Below are 18,884 nucleotides of genomic sequence, written 5' to 3' on the forward strand. Positions count from 1 at the left end.
TTTTTCGGCCGCGTTTCAGGCCGGCGGCGCGGCGCGAAAGGCTTCGAGTTCCTCGGCCGCGCTCGAGAAGGCCTGCAGCGCAGGATGGTTTTGCGCCGCCAACTGACCCGGCAGCAGCATGCCGGTGAACTGCCAAGCGACGGCACTGGTCAGGCCACCCTGGGTGAGGCTTTCGGCGGTCGCGGTCATCGGCTTCGTGGCCAATTCGCGTTCGAGTTCGGCGTAGGCCGCGGCGAGTTGGCCTTGCACCCGGTCCAGCCAGGGCGCATGGCGTTTCTCGGCCGGGCGCAACTGATGCTCGTAGACGATCTGCACCGTCTTCTCGCAGGCGGCCAGTGCCAGGCCGGTGAGCCGCAGGTCGTGCTGGATGCCCGCCGTGGTAGACGGCAGCAGGCTGCGCGCGGCGATGTGTTCGGCATACTGCAGGATGAGCGTGGAGTCCATCAGCACCGTGCCGTCGTCGCACACCAGCGAGGGGGCCTTGACCACCGGGTTGATCTGCTGGAACTGCGCGAAGGTGGAGAACACCGAGATCGACCGGTGTTCGAAACGCAGGCCGAGCAGGTTCAGGGAGATGGCGACGCGGCGCACATAGGGCGAGTCGAGCATGCCGATGAGTTGCATGATGGTGCTGGATCCGTGGATGATGGACTGTCGAGCATAAGGGCTTCGCATGGCGGGACCGTGACCCGTGCTTGCGTTTTTGCGTTCTCCTTGTTCCCGCAGCGGCCGTCGAACGCGTCCCCTGCCTACAGACCCCGGCGACGGCCACCAATAGAGTAGCGACCATGATTTCATTTCCAACCCTCGCACGCTGGCTCGTCGCCCTGTCGGTGGCCAGTGCGGCCGTTGCCGCCACGACCGCCCATGCCGCCGACGACACGGCGGCGAACGCGCTGCGCGCCAAATACGACAGCCTGGCGCCGACACTGCGCAACAACATCTTCAAACGCGCGCTGCACCTGGAATCGACGGAATCGTCGTCCGAGCTCAAGGGCGACATCTATGCCGTCGTGAACCATCCGTTCGCCACGGTCGAGAGTTCGCTCAAGGACCCGGACGTGTGGTGCGACGTGTTGATCCTGCATCTCAACACCAAGCTGTGCCGCGCCGAGGGAGAGGCCGCCAACCCGGCCCTGGTGCTGTACGTGGGCCGCAAGTACGACCAGCCGCTCGAAGACGCCTACAAGCTGCGTTTCTCCTACCGCCTGGCCGCAAACGCGCCGGAATATTTCGAGGTGCTGCTGAACGCGCCCGCCGGCCCGGTCGGCACGCGCGACTACCGCATCGTGCTCGAAGCCATACCGCTGGCGCCGCAGGACGGCAAGGCCGAGCGCACCCTGGTGCATCTGACCTATGCCTATGCCTACGGCCTGCCGGCAAGGCTGGCCATGCAGACCTACCTGGCCACGGTGGCGCGCGAGAAGGTCGGCTTCACCGTGACCGGCAAGGATGCCGACGGCAAGCCCGAATACGTGGGTGGCGTGCGCGGCGTGGTCGAGCGCAACACCATGCGCTATTACCTGGCCATCGACGCCTACCTGGGTTCGCTGCGGCTGCCGCCGGGCGAGCAGTTCGATCGGCGGCTGAAGACCTGGTTCGACGCCTCCGAGCAGTACGCGCTGCAGCTGCACGAGATGGAACTGGCCGACTACATGACGATGAAACACGCGGAAAACGAGCGCCAGCACAAGGCGCCTTGAGCGTTCGGGTCCCTTCTCTCATCGCTCGGAAGACGGCAGGTATCGGCCGACTCCCAACGCGGCCGCCAGCTTTCTCGTCAATGGCAAGGGCTCGCCATGCAGCCGCGCTGCCAGCAGTTCGCCGCACAACATCGCCATGGTGAGGCCGCGCGAACCCATGGCGGTGCACACCCAGAGGCCAGGCGGGCCGAGCGGGCCGACCATCGGCAGGCGGTCGGGTGATGCGCAGCGGATGCCGGCCCAGGCCTGCACTTGCCCGGTTTCGAATGCGGGCGCGAGTGCTTCGGCCACGGCAGGCAGCAGGCCGGCGAGGCGTTCGAAGTTGGCCTGCGTGTCGGCGGCCTGAACGCTGGGATCGGCCTGGTGCCGGTCGAAGCTCGCACCGGCGACCCACAGGCGCTCACCCCCCGGCAACGGCATACCCGAGATGAAGCTGCCGTGGCCGTTGACAGGCCAACGTGGAAATGCGCCCGGGGGCGCGGCGCTGGCGCCACAGGCCACCTGGCCGCGCACGGGCTGCAAGGGCATTGCCGTCGCGCCGATGCGGCTGCTGGCGATGCCCGCGGCCACCACGACCAAGGGCGCCGTCGCCAGTGTTTCGCCCTCCGTGCCGACGACCCGCCAGCCTGCTTCCACGTGCTCCAGCCGATCCACCGCCGCGCGGCCTTGCCACCTGATGCCCGGGTGCGACAGCAGCGCTTCGACCAGCCGCTTCGGCCGCAGCCAGCCGCCGTGCGCATGCCAGTGCGCCGCGGCATCCTCGGGCAGGCCGGCCTCGGCGAGCTGCTCGGGCGTGGCCGGGGCGCTCCAATCGCGCCCGAATTCGGTGGCGTCGGTCGGCAGCTTGGGCGGGTTGCCGAGATGGCGCTGCAGCACGCCGTCGGGCGCCCAGTCCACCCCGGCGCGCAGCAGCGGCGCGGCGAGTTGCAGGGTCGTGCGCACACCAGCGCGCGAGAGTTGCGACAACACGCTGTCGCCCACCGACACGTGCGGCGCGACCAGGCCGGCGGGCAGGCCCGAGGCGCCGGTGGCGGGCGCCTCGGCGGCGTCGAGCAGCCGCACGCGCCAGCCGCGCCGCGCCAGGCTGTGCGCGACGCTCGCGCCCGCGATGCCGGCACCGATGACGATGCAGGTCGACGGTTCGACGGCGAGGGCCGGGTCGGCTGTCCGTTTCGGCGTCCAATGCGGGTCGTAGACCGCCTGCAGGTTGTGGCGTTTGGGCGGCACGCCGGCCGTCTTGCGTACGACGAACCCGGCCTGTTTCAGGCCATCGCGCACGCTGCGCGCCACCGTCCAGCTGGCCACGCGCGTGCCGCGCCGGCAGCAGCGCGCCACGGCCTTCATGGTGTGGGCCGACCAGATGTCGGGATTCACGTCGGGACTGAAGCCGTCGAGGTAGACCGCATCGGCCTCGAAAGCCATCTCGCGCAGCATCGCCTGCACATCCCCGATGCACAGCGTGAGCACCACCTGGCCGCCTTCGAAGACCAGCCGGTGCCAGCCCGGCAGCAGGCCCCACCACCGGCTGTGCAATTGCTCGGCCAGGGGCCGCAGTTCCGGATGGACGGCGAAGCTGCGCAGCAGGTCGTCGGCGCTGGCCGGCCAGGCCTCGATGGACACGAAATGCAGGATGCGCGGGCGTACGGGATCACGTCGCCAGGCATCCCAGGTGACGAGAAAATTCAAACCCAGGCCGAAACCGGTTTCCAGGACGGACCATCGCTGGGCGCCGGCCCAGGCCTCGGGCAGGCCGCAGCCCTGCAGAAAGACTTCGCGCGCCTGGCTCAGGCCGCCGAGTTCACTGCGGTAACGGTCGTTGAAACGCGGGCTGTACGGGGTGCCGTCGGCCATCCATTCGATGGGTTCGGCCATGCTACGGGCACACCCCCAAGTCGCTCACTTTGTGTAGCTCCCCCTTGCAGGGGGCACAACCAGTGGCCCGGCAAAGCCGGTTCCACGGTTGTTCTGGAACCAGCACATGCCCATCCTTATTGAGCTACGGGCGGCACGTAGCCTTGCGCCGCATCGGCGCCACCGCCGAAGAAATGGTTTTCCATCTGCCGGGCTAGGTATTGGCGCGCGCGCAGATCGGCCAGGTTCAGCCGGTTTTCGTTGACCAGCATGGTCTGGTGCTTGAGCCACGCGGCCCAGGCCTCCTTGCTCACGCCTTCCCAGATGCGCTTGCCCAGTTCGCCCGGGTAGGGCGGGAAGTCGAGACCTTCGGCTTCCTTGCCGAGCTTGATGCATTGAACCATGCGTGCCATTTTTGTGCTGCCTTCGTGTTGGTCCGGGGCGCGCCGTGGGGGCTGCCTCTTCGGATGTTTAAGTAATTTAGAACTGAAAACTAAGTTGTTCCAGTTTTGATGGCCGCCTCCCAGAATCCGTCCATCAACTTATCTGGACCCGAAAGAGAACCATGTCTACACGCCGCGACTTTATCAATGTTTCCACCCGCGCCGGTTTGGCCCTCGCCTTGGCAGGGTCGGCGCTCGTGGCCGTGGCCCAGCCCGCCCCGGTGACCTTGCTCAACGTCTCCTACGATCCCACCCGCGAGTTGTACGTGGACTACAACAAGGCCTTCGCCACGTACTGGAAGGGCAAGACCGGCCAGGACGTGAGCATCAAGCAGTCGCACGGCGGTTCGGGCAAGCAGGCGCGCTCGGTGATCGACGGCATCGAGGCCGACGTGGTGACGCTGGCGCTGGGTGGCGACGTGGACGCCGTGGCCGCCAGCAACAACCTCATCGCCAAGGACTGGGTCAAGCGCCTGCCGCACAACTCGGCGCCGTACAACTCGACCATCGTGTTCCTGGTGCGCAAGGGCAACCCCAAGGCCATCAAGGACTGGGACGACCTGACCAAGCCCGGCGTCTCGGTGATCACACCCAACCCCAAGACCTCCGGCGGCGCGCGCTGGAACTACCTGGCGGCGTGGGAATTCGCCAAGCGCAAGAACGGCGGCAGCGACGCCAAGGCCAAGGAATTCATCGGCAACCTGTTCAAGAACGTGCCCGTGCTGGACACCGGCGCGCGTGGCTCCACCATCACCTTCGTGCAGCGCAACGTCGGCGACGTGTTGCTGGCCTGGGAGAACGAGGCCTTCCTCGCGCAGAAGGAATTCGGCGAGGACAAGTTCCAGATCGTGGTGCCGAGCATCAGCATCCTGGCCGAGCCTTCGGTGGCGGTGGTCGACAAGAACGTGGACCGCAAGGGCACCCGCGCGGTGGCCACGGCCTACCTCGAACACCTCTATTCCGACGAGGGCCAGGACATCGCCGGCCGCAACTACTACCGCCCGACCTCGGAGAAGGCCAAGGCCAAGTACGCGGCGCAGTTTCCGAAGCTGAACCTGTTCACCATCGACGACGCGTTCGGCGGCTGGGCCAAGGCGGACAAGGCGCATTTCGCGGATGGCGGGTCGTTCGACCAGATCTATACGAGTAAATAGGCACACCCCCAAGTCGCGCACTTCCCCGGGATCGGCCGAGAGGGCCGGTAACGCATGTCGCTCTTCCCTCTCCTTCGACAAGCTCGGGACAGGCTTGCAGGGGGCGACACCTGCAACCCGGCACAGCCGGTTCTGCGGTGTCTCTGGAAGGGGACAACAACCGTTCGTGCTGAGCCTGTCGAAGCACTCTATTTAGATACCCCATGACCGTTCTCCTCATCGCCGGCAGCCCCTCCGAACGTTCGCGCTCCGCGGCCCTGCTCGATTCCGTGAGCCAACGCCTCACGGCGCGTGGCGCGACGGTGGAGCGGCTGTTGATCCGCGACCTGTCGCCCCAGGCGCTCCTGCTGGCCGATACCTCGCATCTCAGCATCCGCAAGGCCATCGACCAGGTGCAACGAGCGCGTGCGGTGGTGATCGCCACGCCGGTCTACAAGGCGGCCTACAGCGGCGTGCTGAAGGTGTTCCTCGACCTGCTGGCGCAAAACGCGCTGCAGGGCAAGACCATCCTGCCGCTGGCCACCGGCGGCAGCCCGCACCACATGCTGGCGCTCGACTACGCGCTGCGGCCGGTGCTGCAGTCGCTCGCGGCAAGGCACATCCTGCCCGGCGTCTACGTGACCGACGCGCAGGTGGTGTTGACGCCCGAGGGCGCCCACACCATCAGCGCCGACATCGCCGGGCGGCTCGACGATTCGGTGGCGACGCTGGTGGCCGAGGGGCTCAAGCTCGCGCCGGCCACGGGCTTTGCGCCGGTGCATTTTTCCCAGGTGCGGCACAGCGTCTGAAGCGCGGCCCATCCCATTCGTTTTTTCAACCAGGAGCTTCCATGTCCATCCAAGCCATCAACGTACGCAACCAGTTCAAGGGCAAAGTCAAAGAAATCATCCGCGGCGACGTGGTCTCCGAGGTCGATGTGGAAACCCCGTGGGGCATCGTCACGTCGGTGATCACCACGCGTTCGGTGGACGACCTGTCGCTCGCCGTCGGCAGCGAAGTCGTGGCCCTGGTGAAATCCACCGAAGTCTCGATCGCCAAGCTGTGAGCCGCGCGTAGGGGCAAGCCGCGGGCCGCGAGCGATGGCTTGCGGCCTTGGCTAACATCGGGTGCCGCCGCCCGTGGCGCGGCTTTCCGAGAAAAGAGACATCCGTGGCCGTATTCGACGTCAACCCCATCGTCCAGTCGCTGAACCAGATCCGCCAGGACTGGCGTGAAGCCCAGCGCCGATCGCGCGAGCCCGGCGGCCGCGAATTCCCCTCGCGCGACGCGGTCGCCGGCGTGATCGAGTCGCTCAAGGGCGCACTGTTCCCCATGCGCCTCGGCCCGACCGACCTGCGCCACGAAAGCGAGGATTTCTATGTCGGTCACACGCTGGACACGGCGCTGCACGCCTTGCTGGCCCAGGTGCGGCTCGAACTGAAATACGACAGCCGCCTGCGGCCGCGCCCCGATGCCGAGATCGAGGCCCAGGCCGAGCAGGCCGTGCACGCCTTTGCGGCGGCCTTGCCCGGCATCCGCATGCTGCTCGACAGCGATGTGCTTGCCGCCTACCAGGGCGACCCGGCCGCGCGCAGCGTGGACGAGGTGCTGCTGTGCTACCCCGGTGTACTGGCCATGATCCACCACCGCTTGGCGCACCAGCTGTACCGGCTCGGCCTGCCGCTGCTGGCGCGCATCGCGGCCGAACTCGCGCATGCGCAGACCGGCATCGACATCCATCCCGGCGCGCAGATCGGCGCGGGTTTCTTCATCGACCACGGCACCGGCGTGGTGATCGGCGAGACGGCGGTGATCGGCGAGCGCGTGCGGCTCTACCAGGCGGTCACGCTGGGTGCCAAACGGTTCCCGGTGGACGCCCAAGGCAACCTGCAGAAGGGCCTGCCGCGCCACCCGGTGGTGGAAGACGACGTGGTCATCTACGCCGGGGCCACCATCCTCGGCCGCGTGACGCTCGGCCGCGGCGCGCAGATCGGCGGCAATGTCTGGCTCACGCACGACGTACCGCCCGGCGGCCATGTCACGCAGGCCGATTCGCGGCACGACGCCTTGCCGGGCGGCTGAAGCAACGGATGGGGTCGATCCGCAGGAGTTGGCAAAAGCCGGCCGCGGGGCGGTGCGGTTTCGTCCGTGTTCACCGTCGGGTTCGCGCCAAGCCGGCGAACCTACAACACCGGCGAAAAAAGCCGTGCCGTCGCATCCCCGAGCTTGCGCAGGAACGGCAGCCGCCGCATCGCCGCGACGGGCTTGGCGGCCAGCAGGTCGGCAGTGAACTGCCGCGCCAGCGGCTCGGCCAGCACCGGCCCGTAGACCACGGCGCAGACTTCGAAGTTCAGGCGGAAGCTGCGGTTGTCGAAGTTGGCCGTGCCGATGAAGGCGCAGTTGTCGTCGATCAGCAGCGTCTTCGAATGCAGCATGCCCGCGCGGTATTCCCAGACCTTCACGCCGGCGGCGATGAGTTCGTCGAAGTAGGAGCGCGCCGCCGCGCTCACGATGGCCGAGTCGCTCCTTCGCGGCACCAGCACCTGCACGTCGACCCCGCGCAACGCGGCGCTGGTCAGCGCCATCAGGCCGGGCTCGCCGGGGACGAAATACGGCGTGGTGAGCCACACCCGTTCGGTGGCGGCGTTGATCCCGGCCACCACCATGCGGTGGATGCCTTCGCGCGGGTTGTCGGGCCCCGAGGTCAGGATCTGCACCGGGTGGCTGCCCGGCTCGGTTGGCGGCAGCAGTTGCGCATGGTGCTGCGCGATGTCGCGCGGGCGTTCTTCGGTGGTGTAGACCCAGTCCTCGAGAAAGGTCATCTGCAGCAGCCGCACGGCGCTGCCGACGATGCGCAGGTGCACGTCGTGGTAGGCATCGGGACGGGTGCGCTGGTCTTCCTCGTCGGTGATGTTGATGCCGCCGGTGAAGCCGACGACGCCGTCGCAGACCACGATCTTGCGGTGGGTGCGGAAGTTGATCACCGGGCGCCAGCGCCGGCCGATGCGCGACTGGTGGAACAGCCCCACCTGGGCGCCGGCCTCGGTCAGCGGCGCGAGGAAGCGCTGGCCGATCCTCTTGGAGCCGAGCGCGTCCACCAGCAGCCGCACCTGGACGCCGGCGCGGGCCTTTTCGACCAGCAGATCGCGCAGCGCCGTGCCGATGCGGTCGGGCTCGAAGATGTAGTACTCGAGGTGCACATGGTGGCGCGCCGCACGGATGGCCTCGAAGATTGCGTCGAAGGCCTGGGCGCCGTCCACCAGCAGATCCACCTGGGTGGCGGTGGCGATCGGCAGGTCGCACGCGGCGGTGCCGAGCTGTGCCAGCTGACGCAGCGACTGCGGTGCATCCGACGCCCGTTCGCGCAGGCCCGCGAAGTCGGTCTCGCCATGCAGTGCGGCCTGGCTGCGCAGCCGCTTGAGCCGGTGCTTCTTCAGCCGCTGCGGGCCGAGGAAATAGTAGACGACGTAGCCGAGGATGGGTAGCAGCGCCATCGAAAGGATCCAGCTCAGCGTGGAGACCGGGGCGCGTTTTTCCAGGATGATCCACACCGCGAGCACTGCGATGTACACACCCCAGGCCGCGGAGAGGGCGGTGACGAAGCCGTCGTGCCCGCCGGGGAACTGCCGCACCAGGTTTTCGTAGCCGGCGCTCAGCGCGCCCAGGCCGGGGATGTCTTCGAGGGTCATTCAGAACACCGACAGGCCGGTCTTCGCCGTGAACAGCTCGAGCGCCTTCATGCCGAGCAGCGAATTGCCGGTGGCGTCGAGCGCGGGCGACCAGACGCACAGGCTCAGGTGATCCGGCACCACGGCGACGATGCCGCCGCCCACGCCGCTCTTGCACGGCAGGCCGATGAGGAACGCGAACTCGCCAGCCGCGTCGTAGGTGCCGCAGGTCAGCATCAGCGCGTTGACGCGGCGCGTCTGGCGTTCGGTCAGCAGGTGGTGGCCGTTGTAGGGATGCAGGCCGTCGCGGCAGAGGTAACCGGTGGCGCGCGCCAGTTGCACGCAGTTCATGGCCAGCGCGCAGTGGTGGAAATACACGTCCAGCACGGTCGCCACGTCGTTGTCGATCTTGCCGAAACTCTTCATGAAGTTGCCCAGCGCGATGTTGCGAAAGCCGGTGGCCGCCTCCGATGCGGCAACTTCCTCGTCGAAGTGCACCGGCTCGTTGCACAGGCCGGACAGCAGGGTCAGCATCTCGGCCTTGGCGTCGCCGTGGCTGACCAGCCGGTCGGTCACGGCGATGGCGCCGGCGTTGATGAACGGGTTGCGCGGCGTGCCCTGTTCGGCCTCGAGCTGCACCAACGAATTGAACGGGTTGCCCGATGGCTCGCGGCCGATGCGCTGCCAGAGCGCGTCGCCCATCACGCGCATGCCCATGGTCAGCGCGAACAGCTTGGAGATGCTCTGGATGGAGAATGGCACGCGGCAGTCGCCTGCCGCAGCCTCCTGGCCGTCGCAGGTGCGCAATGCGATGCCGAATTGCGCGGCCGGCACGCGCGCCAGCGCCGGGATGTAGTCGGCCACGCGGCCCGCGGCGCCGAGCTGCGGCTGGAGCGTGGCGACGATGTCTTCGAGGATGGGTTGGAATTGCATCGGTTTGCGCTCGGTTGGCCCTGGGGCAGATAAGTTCTTGGCAGATCACGTAAAGTGTCCGCGTGGCCTATCTTATTGAACTCATCAGCCAATACGGCGTCTTCCTGGTTTTCGCCTGGGTGCTGCTTGAACAGGCCGGCATTCCGGTGCCGGGTTATCCGGTGTTGCTGGTCGCCGGTTCGATGGCTGCGGCCGGCCAGTTGTCGATGCCGCTGCTGCTGGTCACGTCCGTGCTGGCCTGCCTCGTTGCGGACAGCGCCTGGTATGCCGCCGGCGGCAAGTACGGCGGCCGCGTCCTGCGCGTGATCTGCCGGCTTTCGCTCACGCCCGACAGTTGCGTGAGCCAGACCGAATCCGTGTTCGATCGTTGGGGGCCGCGTTCGCTGATCCTGGCCAAGTTCGTGCCGGGCTTCGCCTCGGTGGCCACGGCCATGGCGGGCGCCACCAAGGTCAGGCGGGGGGCTTTCCTGGCCTACGACGCGATCGGCGCCACCCTGTGGAGCGGCCTCGGGCTCGCGCTGGGCTGGCTGTTCGCACCCGCGGTCGAGACCCTGCTGACCACGTTGCAGAGCCTGGGCCGCTGGGGCCTGCTGCTGCTTGCATTGGCCGTGGCCGTCTACCTGGCGCGCAAGGCCTGGAGCCGCATCAACTTCCGCAAGCAGTTGCGCATGCGCCGGCTCACGCTGCCCGAGTTGTCCACGATGCAGCAAAGTGGGCGCGACGTGGTGCTGGTCGACGTGCGCGCCAAACGACTGTGGGAACGCGAGCGTATTCCTGGCTCGCTGGTGTTCGATGCGGCCGAGTGGGGTTCGGTGGAGGGCAGCCCGCACCGCGACAAGACCATCGTCGTCTATTGCGATTGTCCGGACGAAGCTTCGGCGGTGGTTGTGGCACGTACGCTGAAGGGCAACGGCTTCCAGCGCGTGCATCCGTTAGCCGGTGGCCTGGAGGGCTGGCGCCTGGCCGGATTCAAGGTCGAGCCGGAGCCGACGGCGCCACAATCGGCGGCCTCCGCCATGCCGACCGTCGCATAGCCCGCGTGCGTGGAGCCCGGTTCAGGGCTTGAACACCATGGCGCCGGAAATCTGGCCCAGGCCGCTGGTGAAACCGTAGACGAGGCCCGCGCGTGAGCTGCCCGCGCCACCCACCATGCCGCGCACCGCGTTGTTGCCGCCCAGCGCACCGGCGCAGCCGCTGTTGCAGGCCGTGCCGGTGCTGCCGATCAGCGCCGGCCCCGCAAAACCGTAGGTGCCTGTCTGCAACGCCGTTCCGGTGAGCGAGAAAGTCTGCCCGGCAACCGGGACGCTGAGTTGATAGGTCGCGAATCCGCCGGCGATGCTGGGAAAGGTGACCTGCAGGCTGCCGCCGGCCGCGTTCTCCGCCCCCAGCGCGCTCAATTGGCCGCTGGCGGACATGACGGTGGTCGCGGTCGAGCCGAACGAGGTGAACGAGCGCAGCACCGGCAGCATCGGCGTGCCGGAGAAGGTGAAGTAGTGCATGGCGCGGAGGTCGCCATTGGCATCGCCGCCGCCATCGGTGTTGCGTTTGCCGTCAGTCCAGCGTCCCCAGGCGATGCTGCCATCGGAATGGGCTTCGGCCAGGATCGGCTTTTCGAGCAGCTTCTTGCCTGAGCCGTCGCGCTCGCGCGCTTCGGTCAGTCCGCTACCGCTGAATTGCCGGTAGCCGGCCACGGCCTCACCCTGGGTCACGCCCTCCTTGTTGGTGGACACGATGACCACGTTTCCTGAACCGGACGACAGGGCTTGCTCGACGATCGGGGCGGGTGATGGCGCTGGGCCGGGAACCGAAACCGGTACTGGGGATGGCGCAGGCGCTGGAGCGCCGGTGACCGGGTCGATGGCGGGTGAGGGGGCAGGCGAGGTACCGGTGATCGGGGCTGGCGCGGGTGCAGGTGCCGAGATGGGGGCGGGCGTCGCCACCGGCGGCGCAAAGCTGCCTGGCGCGGTCGTCTGGGTCTGGGTGGTCTGGGTCGCCTCATCGCCGGTAGTCGGCGCCGCAGGGTCCATCGTCCTCGGCGTGAGCAGCGCTTGCAGGTATCCGCGTACTTCCTCACCGGATGTGCGTGCAGACGCGGGCGGCATCGCAGACGGCGCGGCAGCACCGGCCGCCGCGGCGACAGCGGTGGCTTGGTCGGCTGGGCTGTCCTGCGCCGTGGCAGGCACCAGGGTGGAGACCAGTTTCGAGATCACCGGCCGGGCGGACATGGCCGCGGTGAAGGCCGACTCGCCGCGCGAGACGTCCCGGCAGCCGGTGTCGTTGCACACGGCGACCCGTCCGCCGATCACCCCGACCGTCAAGCCTTCGCGCAGCACGGCGGTGTATTCCGTGCCCCGGATGCCGATCATGCCGCTGGGCGTCTGGAGCCGGTAGTTGTCGGGACGTGCCTTGCCGATGAGGCCACTGACGGTGCGCAGCCCGCCCTTGAGCAGGCTCATGTACGCCTTTTCGTCGGAGCCTCCTGCCTTGGGCAAGTGGTAGTCGTCCAGGCGCAGGGTGGTGTCCGGCTGCAGCGACATCATCCCGCCGTCGACCATGTGCAACTGCATGCGTCCCTTGCCGGTTTCGATGGTGTCGCCAGAGGAAAGGGACTGCCCACGCATTGCAGCGCGGCGTTCGCCACTCGCCGAAACGATCACGGCCTCGCCCGAGACGAAGGTGACGGTGGCGGAGGGGACGGGCTGCGTCTGGGCCGCGGCGCCACCCGCGCACAGCGCCACCAGCGCACCCAGGGCCGTGAGCCGCAACATGGGGGACGTTGGTGTCGGAGATGAGGTTCGTCGCATCGGGATTCCGATCAATGGGGATGAGGTCATGGCTCTAATTGAATTCGCGGCGCAGGGCGATCTGCCACAGCGTGCGACGGTAGTCGTACAGCACCACGTTCGAGGCGGCCCGGACGCGGCTCCACTGCGGTGTGATGCGCCAGTGCGGCGCCGGCACGAAATGCACCCCGGCCGTGAGATCGAGCTGACGGTCGCGCCGACTGGTGTCGAAGAACGGTTCGCTGCCGCCGTAGGCGCGGGTTTCGAACTGCACGGCGGCGAAAGCCGTGGCACCGTCCGAGACACGGGCTTCGGCGCCCAGCCGCACGCCAGTGGCACGGTGGCCATAGTTGTCGACACCGTCGTGGCGCGTCTTCTCGCGGGCCCGATACAGGCTGGCATACGCCACCCGTTCACCACCTTCGAAGGCACGCGCATAACCGAAGCCGAGAACGCCGCGGTCGGCGTCGCGGCTGGCGTCGGCGGCGTAGGCCAGACGGCTCCATTGGCTGAACACGCTCAGCTGCGACACCGCGTCCAGCGTGTGTTGCCACTGGGCGGTGGCACCGGAGGCCCGGCGGTAGCGATGATCGGCGATGTCGTAGGTGTTCGCCTGTACCGCAGCCGAGACGGTGTGGGCGCCTGCGGTGTAGGCGAGGCCCAGGCTACCGTCGATCTGACGGTTGTCGACATCGTGCGCCTTTTCGTTGTGCACGCCGCGGGCGTTCAGCGCGGCATCGAGTTCCCAGCCTGAAGCCAGGGGCAGCCGCAAGCCGACGCCTGCCGCGACGGCACCGAAGACATCGCCGCGCTGCCGGCTTTCGGAAGCCAGGTTGAAGACGATGCCGCCGAACGCGGGCAAGGCGAACTGTCCGGCCGCCGTGGCACTGTTGACGTTGCTGTCGTGGCCGGCGGAAGCCTCGAGGTAGCCGCGCCATGGGCTGCTGCGCGCCGCGTCTTTCGGGATGCCCTGGTCCAGCGATCCGAGCACGCGGTCGATGGCGGCCGCGGCTTCGGGCGGCATGCGCCCGCGGCGCGCCTGGATCAACTCCTCGCGGGCGACGGCCGGTTCGCCCGCGGCCAGGTGGGCGCGCGCCAATTCGGCGCGTGCGAGGTTGTTTTCGGGCTGCAGGGCCACGGCGCGTTCCAGCGCGAAGATGGCGCGGGTGAACAGCCCCGCGTCCAGCGCGGCGATGCCCATCAGGTAGTCGAATGTCGCGTCGTCCGCACGGCGGGTTTCCTCCGGGGCGAGCAGTTCGAAGGCCAGCCGAGGCTGGCGCTGTTGCATCAGCAGCCTGGCCTGCGCGAGCAATGCGTCCTCGGGCTGGGCACGTGCCACGGTGCAGGTCAACAAGGCCGCCAGCAGAATGGCCGAGCCGGGGTGGACGGCACGCATCAAAACGGACATGGGTGGTTTTCTGAGGAATGGTGCAAGGCACCGGGAGAAACAGGGGGCAGGTGGATGCTAATGATGGAATTCAGGAAGGCCCGACGGGTGGCGCCTGCGGTGCAGTAGGCCGGAACTAGTTCACAGTAGACAAATTTGTGTTCAATTTTTGTTGCAGGTTTGCGACTCGACCGTGGCAGAGCCGCGTGCGCCTGTGCGCCTAGCCCGGTCCGCTCACCTCGGGAGGAGCGCTTTCTGGCGGTGGTAGAGTGGGCTGTCCGTGCCCGTGCCCGTGCACGGCGCGCCATCCAGTCGCCCCGGCTTTACCGGGCGCTGTGACCCATTCTTTCCTGCCTTATGTCCCACGCCTCCCAAGCGGCCGCCGCGGCCTCCTCCAGCGCAGTCCCCACCAAATCCATCACGCGATGGGCCGCGCGCACCTTGTTCTTCTGCGCCGGGTTCTTGTTCGCCACCTGGGGTGTGCACATTCCCACCGTCAAGCAGGTCTATGCCGTGGACGAGGCTGCGCTCGGTGTGGCCATGCTGGCCGCGGGCATCGGCGCCTTGCTGGGCCTGTCGCAGGCGGGCGGGCTGATCGGGCGCTTCGGCGCGCGGCCGGTCTCGCTGTGGGGCGGGCTGGCATCGGCTGGCGCCATCGCGCTGCTGCTGGTGATGCCGTCCTTTGCCGGACTGCTGGTGTTGCTGCTGGTCTTCGGCTGCGGCAGCAGCCTGCTCGACGTGGCGATGAACGCCGAGGCTTCCGAACTCGAACGGCGCGAGGCGCGGCCGTTGATGAGTGGCTTTCATGGCATGTTCAGCCTGGGCGGCATGGCCGGCGCGGCCCTGGGCAGCGCCTTGCTGCATGCCGGCGTGGCACCGATGACCCATGTGCTGGCGGTGGCCGCCGGTGGTGCGCTGGCCGTTGCCTGGGCCTGCACCCGGATGCTGCCGCATGTGCGGCCCGAGGCCGGCGTGGCGCGCGAGAAGTTCATGGTCCCGCGCGGTGTGCTGCTGCTGCTCGGCGCCATGGCGGCACTGGGCTTCATCGTCGAAGGCGCGGTGTACGACTGGAGCGTGCTGTACCTGTTCAAGGAGATCGGCAGCCCGCAGAACGTGGCCGCGCTCGCCTATGCGAGCTTTTCCGCGGCGATGGCGCTCACGCGTTTCGGCGGCGACTGGATGCGTGCGCGTTTCTCCGGCGCCTGGCTGCTGCGCGCCAGCGCGCTGCTGGCGGCGGCCTCGATGGCCATGGTGCTGCTGGCCGGCGATGCCTGGGTGGCGCTGGCCGGATTCGCGCTGGTCGGCGTGGGCCTGGCCAATGTGGTGCCAGTGCTGTTCAGCGCCGCGGCCCAGGTGCCGGGCGTGAGTGCGGCCCAGGGCATCGCCTCGGTGGCTTCGATGGGTTATCTGGGCTTCATGTGCGGGCCGCCGCTGATCGGCTTCATCGCCCATGCGAGTTCGCTCACGGCCGCGCTGTACGTGGTGGTCGGCTTCGCCGCGCTGCTGGCGCTCGGGGCGCCGCGGGCGATGCGGCTGGCCGGTGGGGCGGCGAAATAGGGGCGATTCCCGGCCACGCGATGGTGGTGACTCTGGCATCATCCGGGGCCACGAGCAACAACAACAGCCATGCAGCAAGACATTCTCATCAACTGGTCGCCCCAGGAAACCCGCGTGGCGGTGGTGGAGCACGGATCGGTCCAGGAGCTGCACATCGAACGCACGCTCGAGCGCGGCCTGGTCGGCAACGTCTATCTCGGCAAGGTGGTGCGCGTGCTGCCGGGCATGCAGTCCACCTTCATCGACATCGGCCTCGAGCGCGCGGCCTTCCTGCACGTCGCCGACCTGATGGCGCCGTTCGCGGGGCATAAGCATGCCGAGGTGGATGCCAGCGGCGCCGCGCGGCCGGCCGCGCCGCAGGTGCCCATCGAGAAACAGGTGTTCGAAGGCCAGTCGCTGATGGTGCAGGTGATCAAGGACCCGATCGGCACCAAGGGCGCGCGGCTGTCCACGCAGATCAGCATCGCCGGCCGGCTGCTGGTGTTCCTGCCGCAGGACGACCACATCGGCGTGTCGCAGAAGATCCCGCCGAGCCAGCGTGACGATTTGCGCCGCCGGCTGCAGGCCCTGGTCGGCGAGGCATCGACGGGCGGTGGCGGCGGCTTCATCCTGCGCACCAACGGCGAGGACGCGACCGACACCGAGCTCGCCGAAGACATCGCCTACCTGCGCAAGACCTGGGCGCGCATCAAGAGCGCGGCCACCCGGCTGCCGGCCACCTCCTTGCTGCACCAGGACCTGGACCTGCTGCGCCGCGTGCTGCGCGACCTGGTGGGCGAGCAGACCCAGACCATCCGACTCGACTCGCGCGAGCAGTTCGAGGCGCTGCAGGTGTTCGGCCGCGAATTCATGCCCGCCGCGGTCGGCAAGCTGCAGCACTACAAGGGCGAGCGGCCGATCTTCGACCTGTTCGCCATCGACGAGGAAGTGGCGAAGGCGCTGGGCAAGCGCGTGGAGCTCAAGTCCGGCGGCTACCTCATCGTGGACCAGACCGAGGCCCTGACCACGGTAGACGTGAACACCGGCGGCTTCGTCGGCGCGCGCAATTTCGATGACACCATCTTCAAGACCAACCTCGAGGCCACGCAGGCGATCGCGCGGCAATTGCGGCTGCGCAACCTGGGCGGCATCGTCATCGTCGACTTCATCGACATGGTGCGTGAAGACCACCGCGAGATGGTGCTGGCCGAATTCCGCAAGCAGCTCGCGCGCGACCGGGTGAAGACCACGGCCGGCGGTTTCTCCGCGCTCGGCCTGGTGGAAATGACGCGCAAGCGCACGCGCGAATCGCTGGCCCACATGCTGTGCGAACCGTGCCCGGTGTGCGCGGGCAAGGGCACGGTGAAGACGGCGCGCAGCGTGACCTACGACATCCTGCGCGAGATCCTGCGTGAAGCCCGCCAGTTCAACCCGCGCGAGTTCCGCGTGGTGGCCTCGCCGAAGGTGATCGAGCTGTTCCTCGACGAGGAAAGCCAGCACCTGGCCGGCCTCAGCGACTTCATCGGCAAGCCGATCTCGCTGCAGAGCGAGGCCGCGATGGCGCAGGAACAGTACGACATCGTGCTGCTGTAGTTCCGGTCTTGCGTGCCCGGAATATCGGGGTGAGGGCGTTGCGCAGCGGCGTGTCCAGGGAAATCTGACCAGGAAATTGTGCCCTCGGCCCGCTTGTCGTCGACCCTCCACATGCCTAGAGTGAATGGTGTACGGCCGGGCGAGTCCTTCGCCTGGTCCGGACACCACGCAGCATGAGGAGGCGATATGCTCGAAGGAATCTCCACCAACCGCCTTTGCGAGAGCTCCGCGGGCTGTCTGGTCGCCGCCGGAAAGCAGTTCGTGATCCGGTACTACTCGCGCACGACGACGCAACCGCAGAAACAGCTGCGTCCCAAGGAAGCGGCGGAACTGGCGCGGGCCGGTTTGCAGATCGCGGTCGTCTACCAGGACCGGGCGCGACAGGAGGAAGACTTCGGTCTGGCGCGTGGCCGGCTGGATGGCGCCAGTGCGTTCGCCAGCGCTGGCCAGGTGGGGCAACCCAGCGGCAGCGCAATCTACTTCGCCGTGGACACCGACTTCAGCGCCAAGCAGATCAGGGATGTCGTGTTGCCCTATTTCAAGGGCGTGCATGCGGCGCTGGACGCGGCCTCCGGTGGCAGTTCGCATTTTCGGGTCGGCGTCTACGGCTCCGGGTTGACCTGCCGGTTGCTGCGGCAGGCCGGGCTGGTCGACCTGGCCTGGTTGGCTGAGGCAACGGGCTGGGCGGAATCGAAGACGTTCACGGATTGGGACATCAAGCAGTTCGTGACCCACCAGACGCTGTGCGACATCGCAGATGGCTGGCAGCGTTGCACCGCGCAACCGGTCTTCGGTCAGTTCCAGCCCATCGGGTTCGAGGTCCGCGCGGAGGAGGGCCGCGTGATGCATGTCGCCGCGACGGCGCTGAATCTGCGTTTCGTGCCGTCGGCCGAAGGCAACACGCCGATCGTGGCGCTACCGCACGGCACCGCGTTGCGTGTGCTTGGCGAATCGGCGCCAGGTTGGTCTCGCGTGCGGGTGGTGCTTGGCGAGGCCACTTACATCGGCCACGTTCGCTCCAGTTTTCTCGAGGTGGCGAGCGCGAGGACGGTGCCCGCATCCGTGCCGGCCATCCCCGCCGTGCACTGGAAGGAGAACAATCCCGCCGCCAGGCGCCAGTCCACCGGCGCATTGGCATCTCCGATCGGAGAGCCGGGACGGCCGACCCGGAACCCCAGCGCTCCAGCCGCAACGCAACTACAGCAGCTTGCCAGATTGGCGGACTGGCTGGATGTGGAGGCCAGCGCGCGGTATGCGCGGCGCGACGGCCTCACCTTTTGCAATGTCTATGCCGCCGACTACTGTTATCTGGCCGCGGTCTACCTGCCACGCGTCTGGTGGACGGGTGCCGCCATCGCCAGGCTGGCAGCCGGCCAGGCGGTGCAGGCCGCCTACGGCGACACCGTGCGGGAAATGCGTGCGGATGATCTGTACCAATGGCTGCTCGATTTCGGCGCCATGTTCGGCTGGCGCCGTGTGCCCGATGCGACGGCGCTTCAAGCGGCCGCCAACGGTGGCGGCGTCGGCATCGTGTGTGCAGACCGCGAGACGCCTGGCCGTCCCGGCCACATCACCGTGGTGGTGCCGGAGGCGGACGGGCATGTCGCGCTGCGCGACGCCGCCGGCAACGTGGACCAGCCGCTGCAGAGCCAGGCTGGCGCCGTGAACAAACGTTTTGGCAGCGCCGGGCGCAACTGGTGGCTCGGTGCCGAGTTTCGCGGCCATGTCTTCTTCGTGCACGATTGAGGATACCGGCGCGCGAGCACAACGGCCGCGGCCCGATGTTTTTTTGTCATCCTCGTCCGACGCGGCAATGGGCAAGGGATGGTTGACGTCCCGGCGACACACGCATAA

The 18,884-nt window shown here is 67.9% G+C and carries 16 protein-coding genes; 9 read left to right on the forward strand and 7 right to left on the reverse strand.

Annotated features, from left to right (window positions below; all coding sequences use genetic code 11):
* Positions 1 to 15 precede the first annotated feature (15 nt).
* Positions 16 to 624: a glutathione S-transferase gene (locus RD110_RS12840; RefSeq protein ID WP_076199848.1), complete on the reverse strand. Its 609-nt coding sequence runs from the start codon at positions 622 to 624 to the stop codon at positions 16 to 18.
* A gap of 164 nt (positions 625 to 788) precedes the next feature.
* On the opposite strand from RD110_RS12840, the gene RD110_RS12845 reads away from it, so the two are divergent.
* Positions 789 to 1,703, forward strand: a complete 915-nt coding sequence (locus tag RD110_RS12845) for a hypothetical protein (protein ID WP_076199849.1) — start codon at positions 789 to 791, stop codon at positions 1,701 to 1,703.
* 18 nt (positions 1,704 to 1,721) lie between these two features.
* On the opposite strand, the gene mnmC is transcribed toward RD110_RS12845, so the two are convergent.
* The gene (mnmC, locus tag RD110_RS12850; RefSeq protein WP_076199850.1) at positions 1,722 to 3,575 is read right to left on the reverse strand and encodes a bifunctional tRNA (5-methylaminomethyl-2-thiouridine)(34)-methyltransferase MnmC2/FAD-dependent 5-carboxymethylaminomethyl-2-thiouridine(34) oxidoreductase MnmC1; all 1,854 of its coding nucleotides are present in this window, start codon (positions 3,573 to 3,575) and stop codon (positions 1,722 to 1,724) included.
* Positions 3,576 to 3,691: 116 nt separating this feature from the next.
* Positions 3,692 to 3,967: an oxidative damage protection protein gene (locus RD110_RS12855; RefSeq protein WP_076199851.1), complete on the reverse strand. Its 276-nt coding sequence runs from the start codon at positions 3,965 to 3,967 to the stop codon at positions 3,692 to 3,694.
* Between the two features lie 152 nt (positions 3,968 to 4,119).
* Here RD110_RS12855 and RD110_RS12860 point away from each other — a divergent pair, with 152 nt between their 5' ends.
* From RD110_RS12860 to epsC, 4 genes are all read left to right on the forward strand, one after another.
* On the forward strand, positions 4,120 to 5,151 hold the full coding sequence (locus RD110_RS12860) for a sulfate ABC transporter substrate-binding protein (RefSeq protein ID WP_076199852.1): 1,032 nt from the start codon (positions 4,120 to 4,122) through the stop codon (positions 5,149 to 5,151).
* Between the two features lie 203 nt (positions 5,152 to 5,354).
* A complete protein-coding gene (gene ssuE, locus RD110_RS12865; protein ID WP_076199853.1) occupies positions 5,355 to 5,939 on the forward strand; it encodes an NADPH-dependent FMN reductase in 585 nt (194 codons plus the stop codon).
* Positions 5,940 to 5,980: 41 nt separating this feature from the next.
* The gene (locus RD110_RS12870) at positions 5,981 to 6,196 is read left to right on the forward strand and encodes a TOBE domain-containing protein (RefSeq protein WP_076199854.1); all 216 of its coding nucleotides are present in this window, start codon (positions 5,981 to 5,983) and stop codon (positions 6,194 to 6,196) included.
* A 104-nt stretch (positions 6,197 to 6,300) separates the two neighbouring features.
* Positions 6,301 to 7,212: a serine O-acetyltransferase EpsC gene (gene epsC / locus RD110_RS12875; protein ID WP_076199855.1), complete on the forward strand. Its 912-nt coding sequence runs from the start codon at positions 6,301 to 6,303 to the stop codon at positions 7,210 to 7,212.
* Between the two features lie 101 nt (positions 7,213 to 7,313).
* Here epsC and cls read toward each other — a convergent pair whose 3' ends face one another.
* On the reverse strand, positions 7,314 to 8,819 hold the full coding sequence (gene cls / locus RD110_RS12880; RefSeq protein WP_083686246.1) for a cardiolipin synthase: 1,506 nt from the start codon (positions 8,817 to 8,819) through the stop codon (positions 7,314 to 7,316).
* Positions 8,820 to 9,731 (reverse strand): glutaminase, encoded by a 912-nt coding sequence (locus tag RD110_RS12885; RefSeq protein WP_076199856.1) that lies wholly within the window; start codon positions 9,729 to 9,731, stop codon positions 8,820 to 8,822.
* 62 nt (positions 9,732 to 9,793) lie between these two features.
* Between RD110_RS12885 and RD110_RS12890 the strand changes: the two genes are divergently transcribed.
* Positions 9,794 to 10,765, forward strand: coding sequence for a rhodanese-like domain-containing protein (locus RD110_RS12890; RefSeq protein ID WP_076199857.1), 972 nt, complete (start codon positions 9,794 to 9,796; stop codon positions 10,763 to 10,765).
* A 21-nt stretch (positions 10,766 to 10,786) separates the two neighbouring features.
* Here RD110_RS12890 and RD110_RS28850 read toward each other — a convergent pair whose 3' ends face one another.
* Positions 10,787 to 12,499 carry a FecR family protein gene (locus RD110_RS28850; protein WP_076199858.1) on the reverse strand — a complete coding sequence of 571 codons (1,713 nt, stop codon included), beginning with the start codon at positions 12,497 to 12,499 and terminating at the stop codon, positions 10,787 to 10,789.
* 70 nt (positions 12,500 to 12,569) lie between these two features.
* On the reverse strand, positions 12,570 to 13,922 hold the full coding sequence (locus RD110_RS12900) for a surface lipoprotein assembly modifier (protein ID WP_083686248.1): 1,353 nt from the start codon (positions 13,920 to 13,922) through the stop codon (positions 12,570 to 12,572).
* A 336-nt stretch (positions 13,923 to 14,258) separates the two neighbouring features.
* Here RD110_RS12900 and RD110_RS12905 point away from each other — a divergent pair, with 336 nt between their 5' ends.
* The 3 genes from RD110_RS12905 to RD110_RS12915 all read left to right on the forward strand — a co-directional run bounded on the left by RD110_RS12905 (position 14,259) and on the right by RD110_RS12915 (position 18,776).
* Positions 14,259 to 15,458 (forward strand): MFS transporter, encoded by a 1,200-nt coding sequence (locus RD110_RS12905; protein WP_076199860.1) that lies wholly within the window; start codon positions 14,259 to 14,261, stop codon positions 15,456 to 15,458.
* Between the two features lie 69 nt (positions 15,459 to 15,527).
* Positions 15,528 to 17,030, forward strand: coding sequence for a ribonuclease G (rng, locus tag RD110_RS12910; RefSeq protein WP_076199861.1), 1,503 nt, complete (start codon positions 15,528 to 15,530; stop codon positions 17,028 to 17,030).
* 186 nt (positions 17,031 to 17,216) lie between these two features.
* A complete protein-coding gene (locus tag RD110_RS12915; protein ID WP_076199862.1) occupies positions 17,217 to 18,776 on the forward strand; it encodes a glycoside hydrolase domain-containing protein in 1,560 nt (519 codons plus the stop codon).
* Positions 18,777 to 18,884 lie beyond the last annotated feature (108 nt).

Origin of the sequence: Rhodoferax koreense, from assembly GCF_001955695.1 — a bacterium.
Lineage (GTDB): Bacteria > Pseudomonadota > Gammaproteobacteria > Burkholderiales > Burkholderiaceae_C > Rhodoferax_B > Rhodoferax_B koreensis.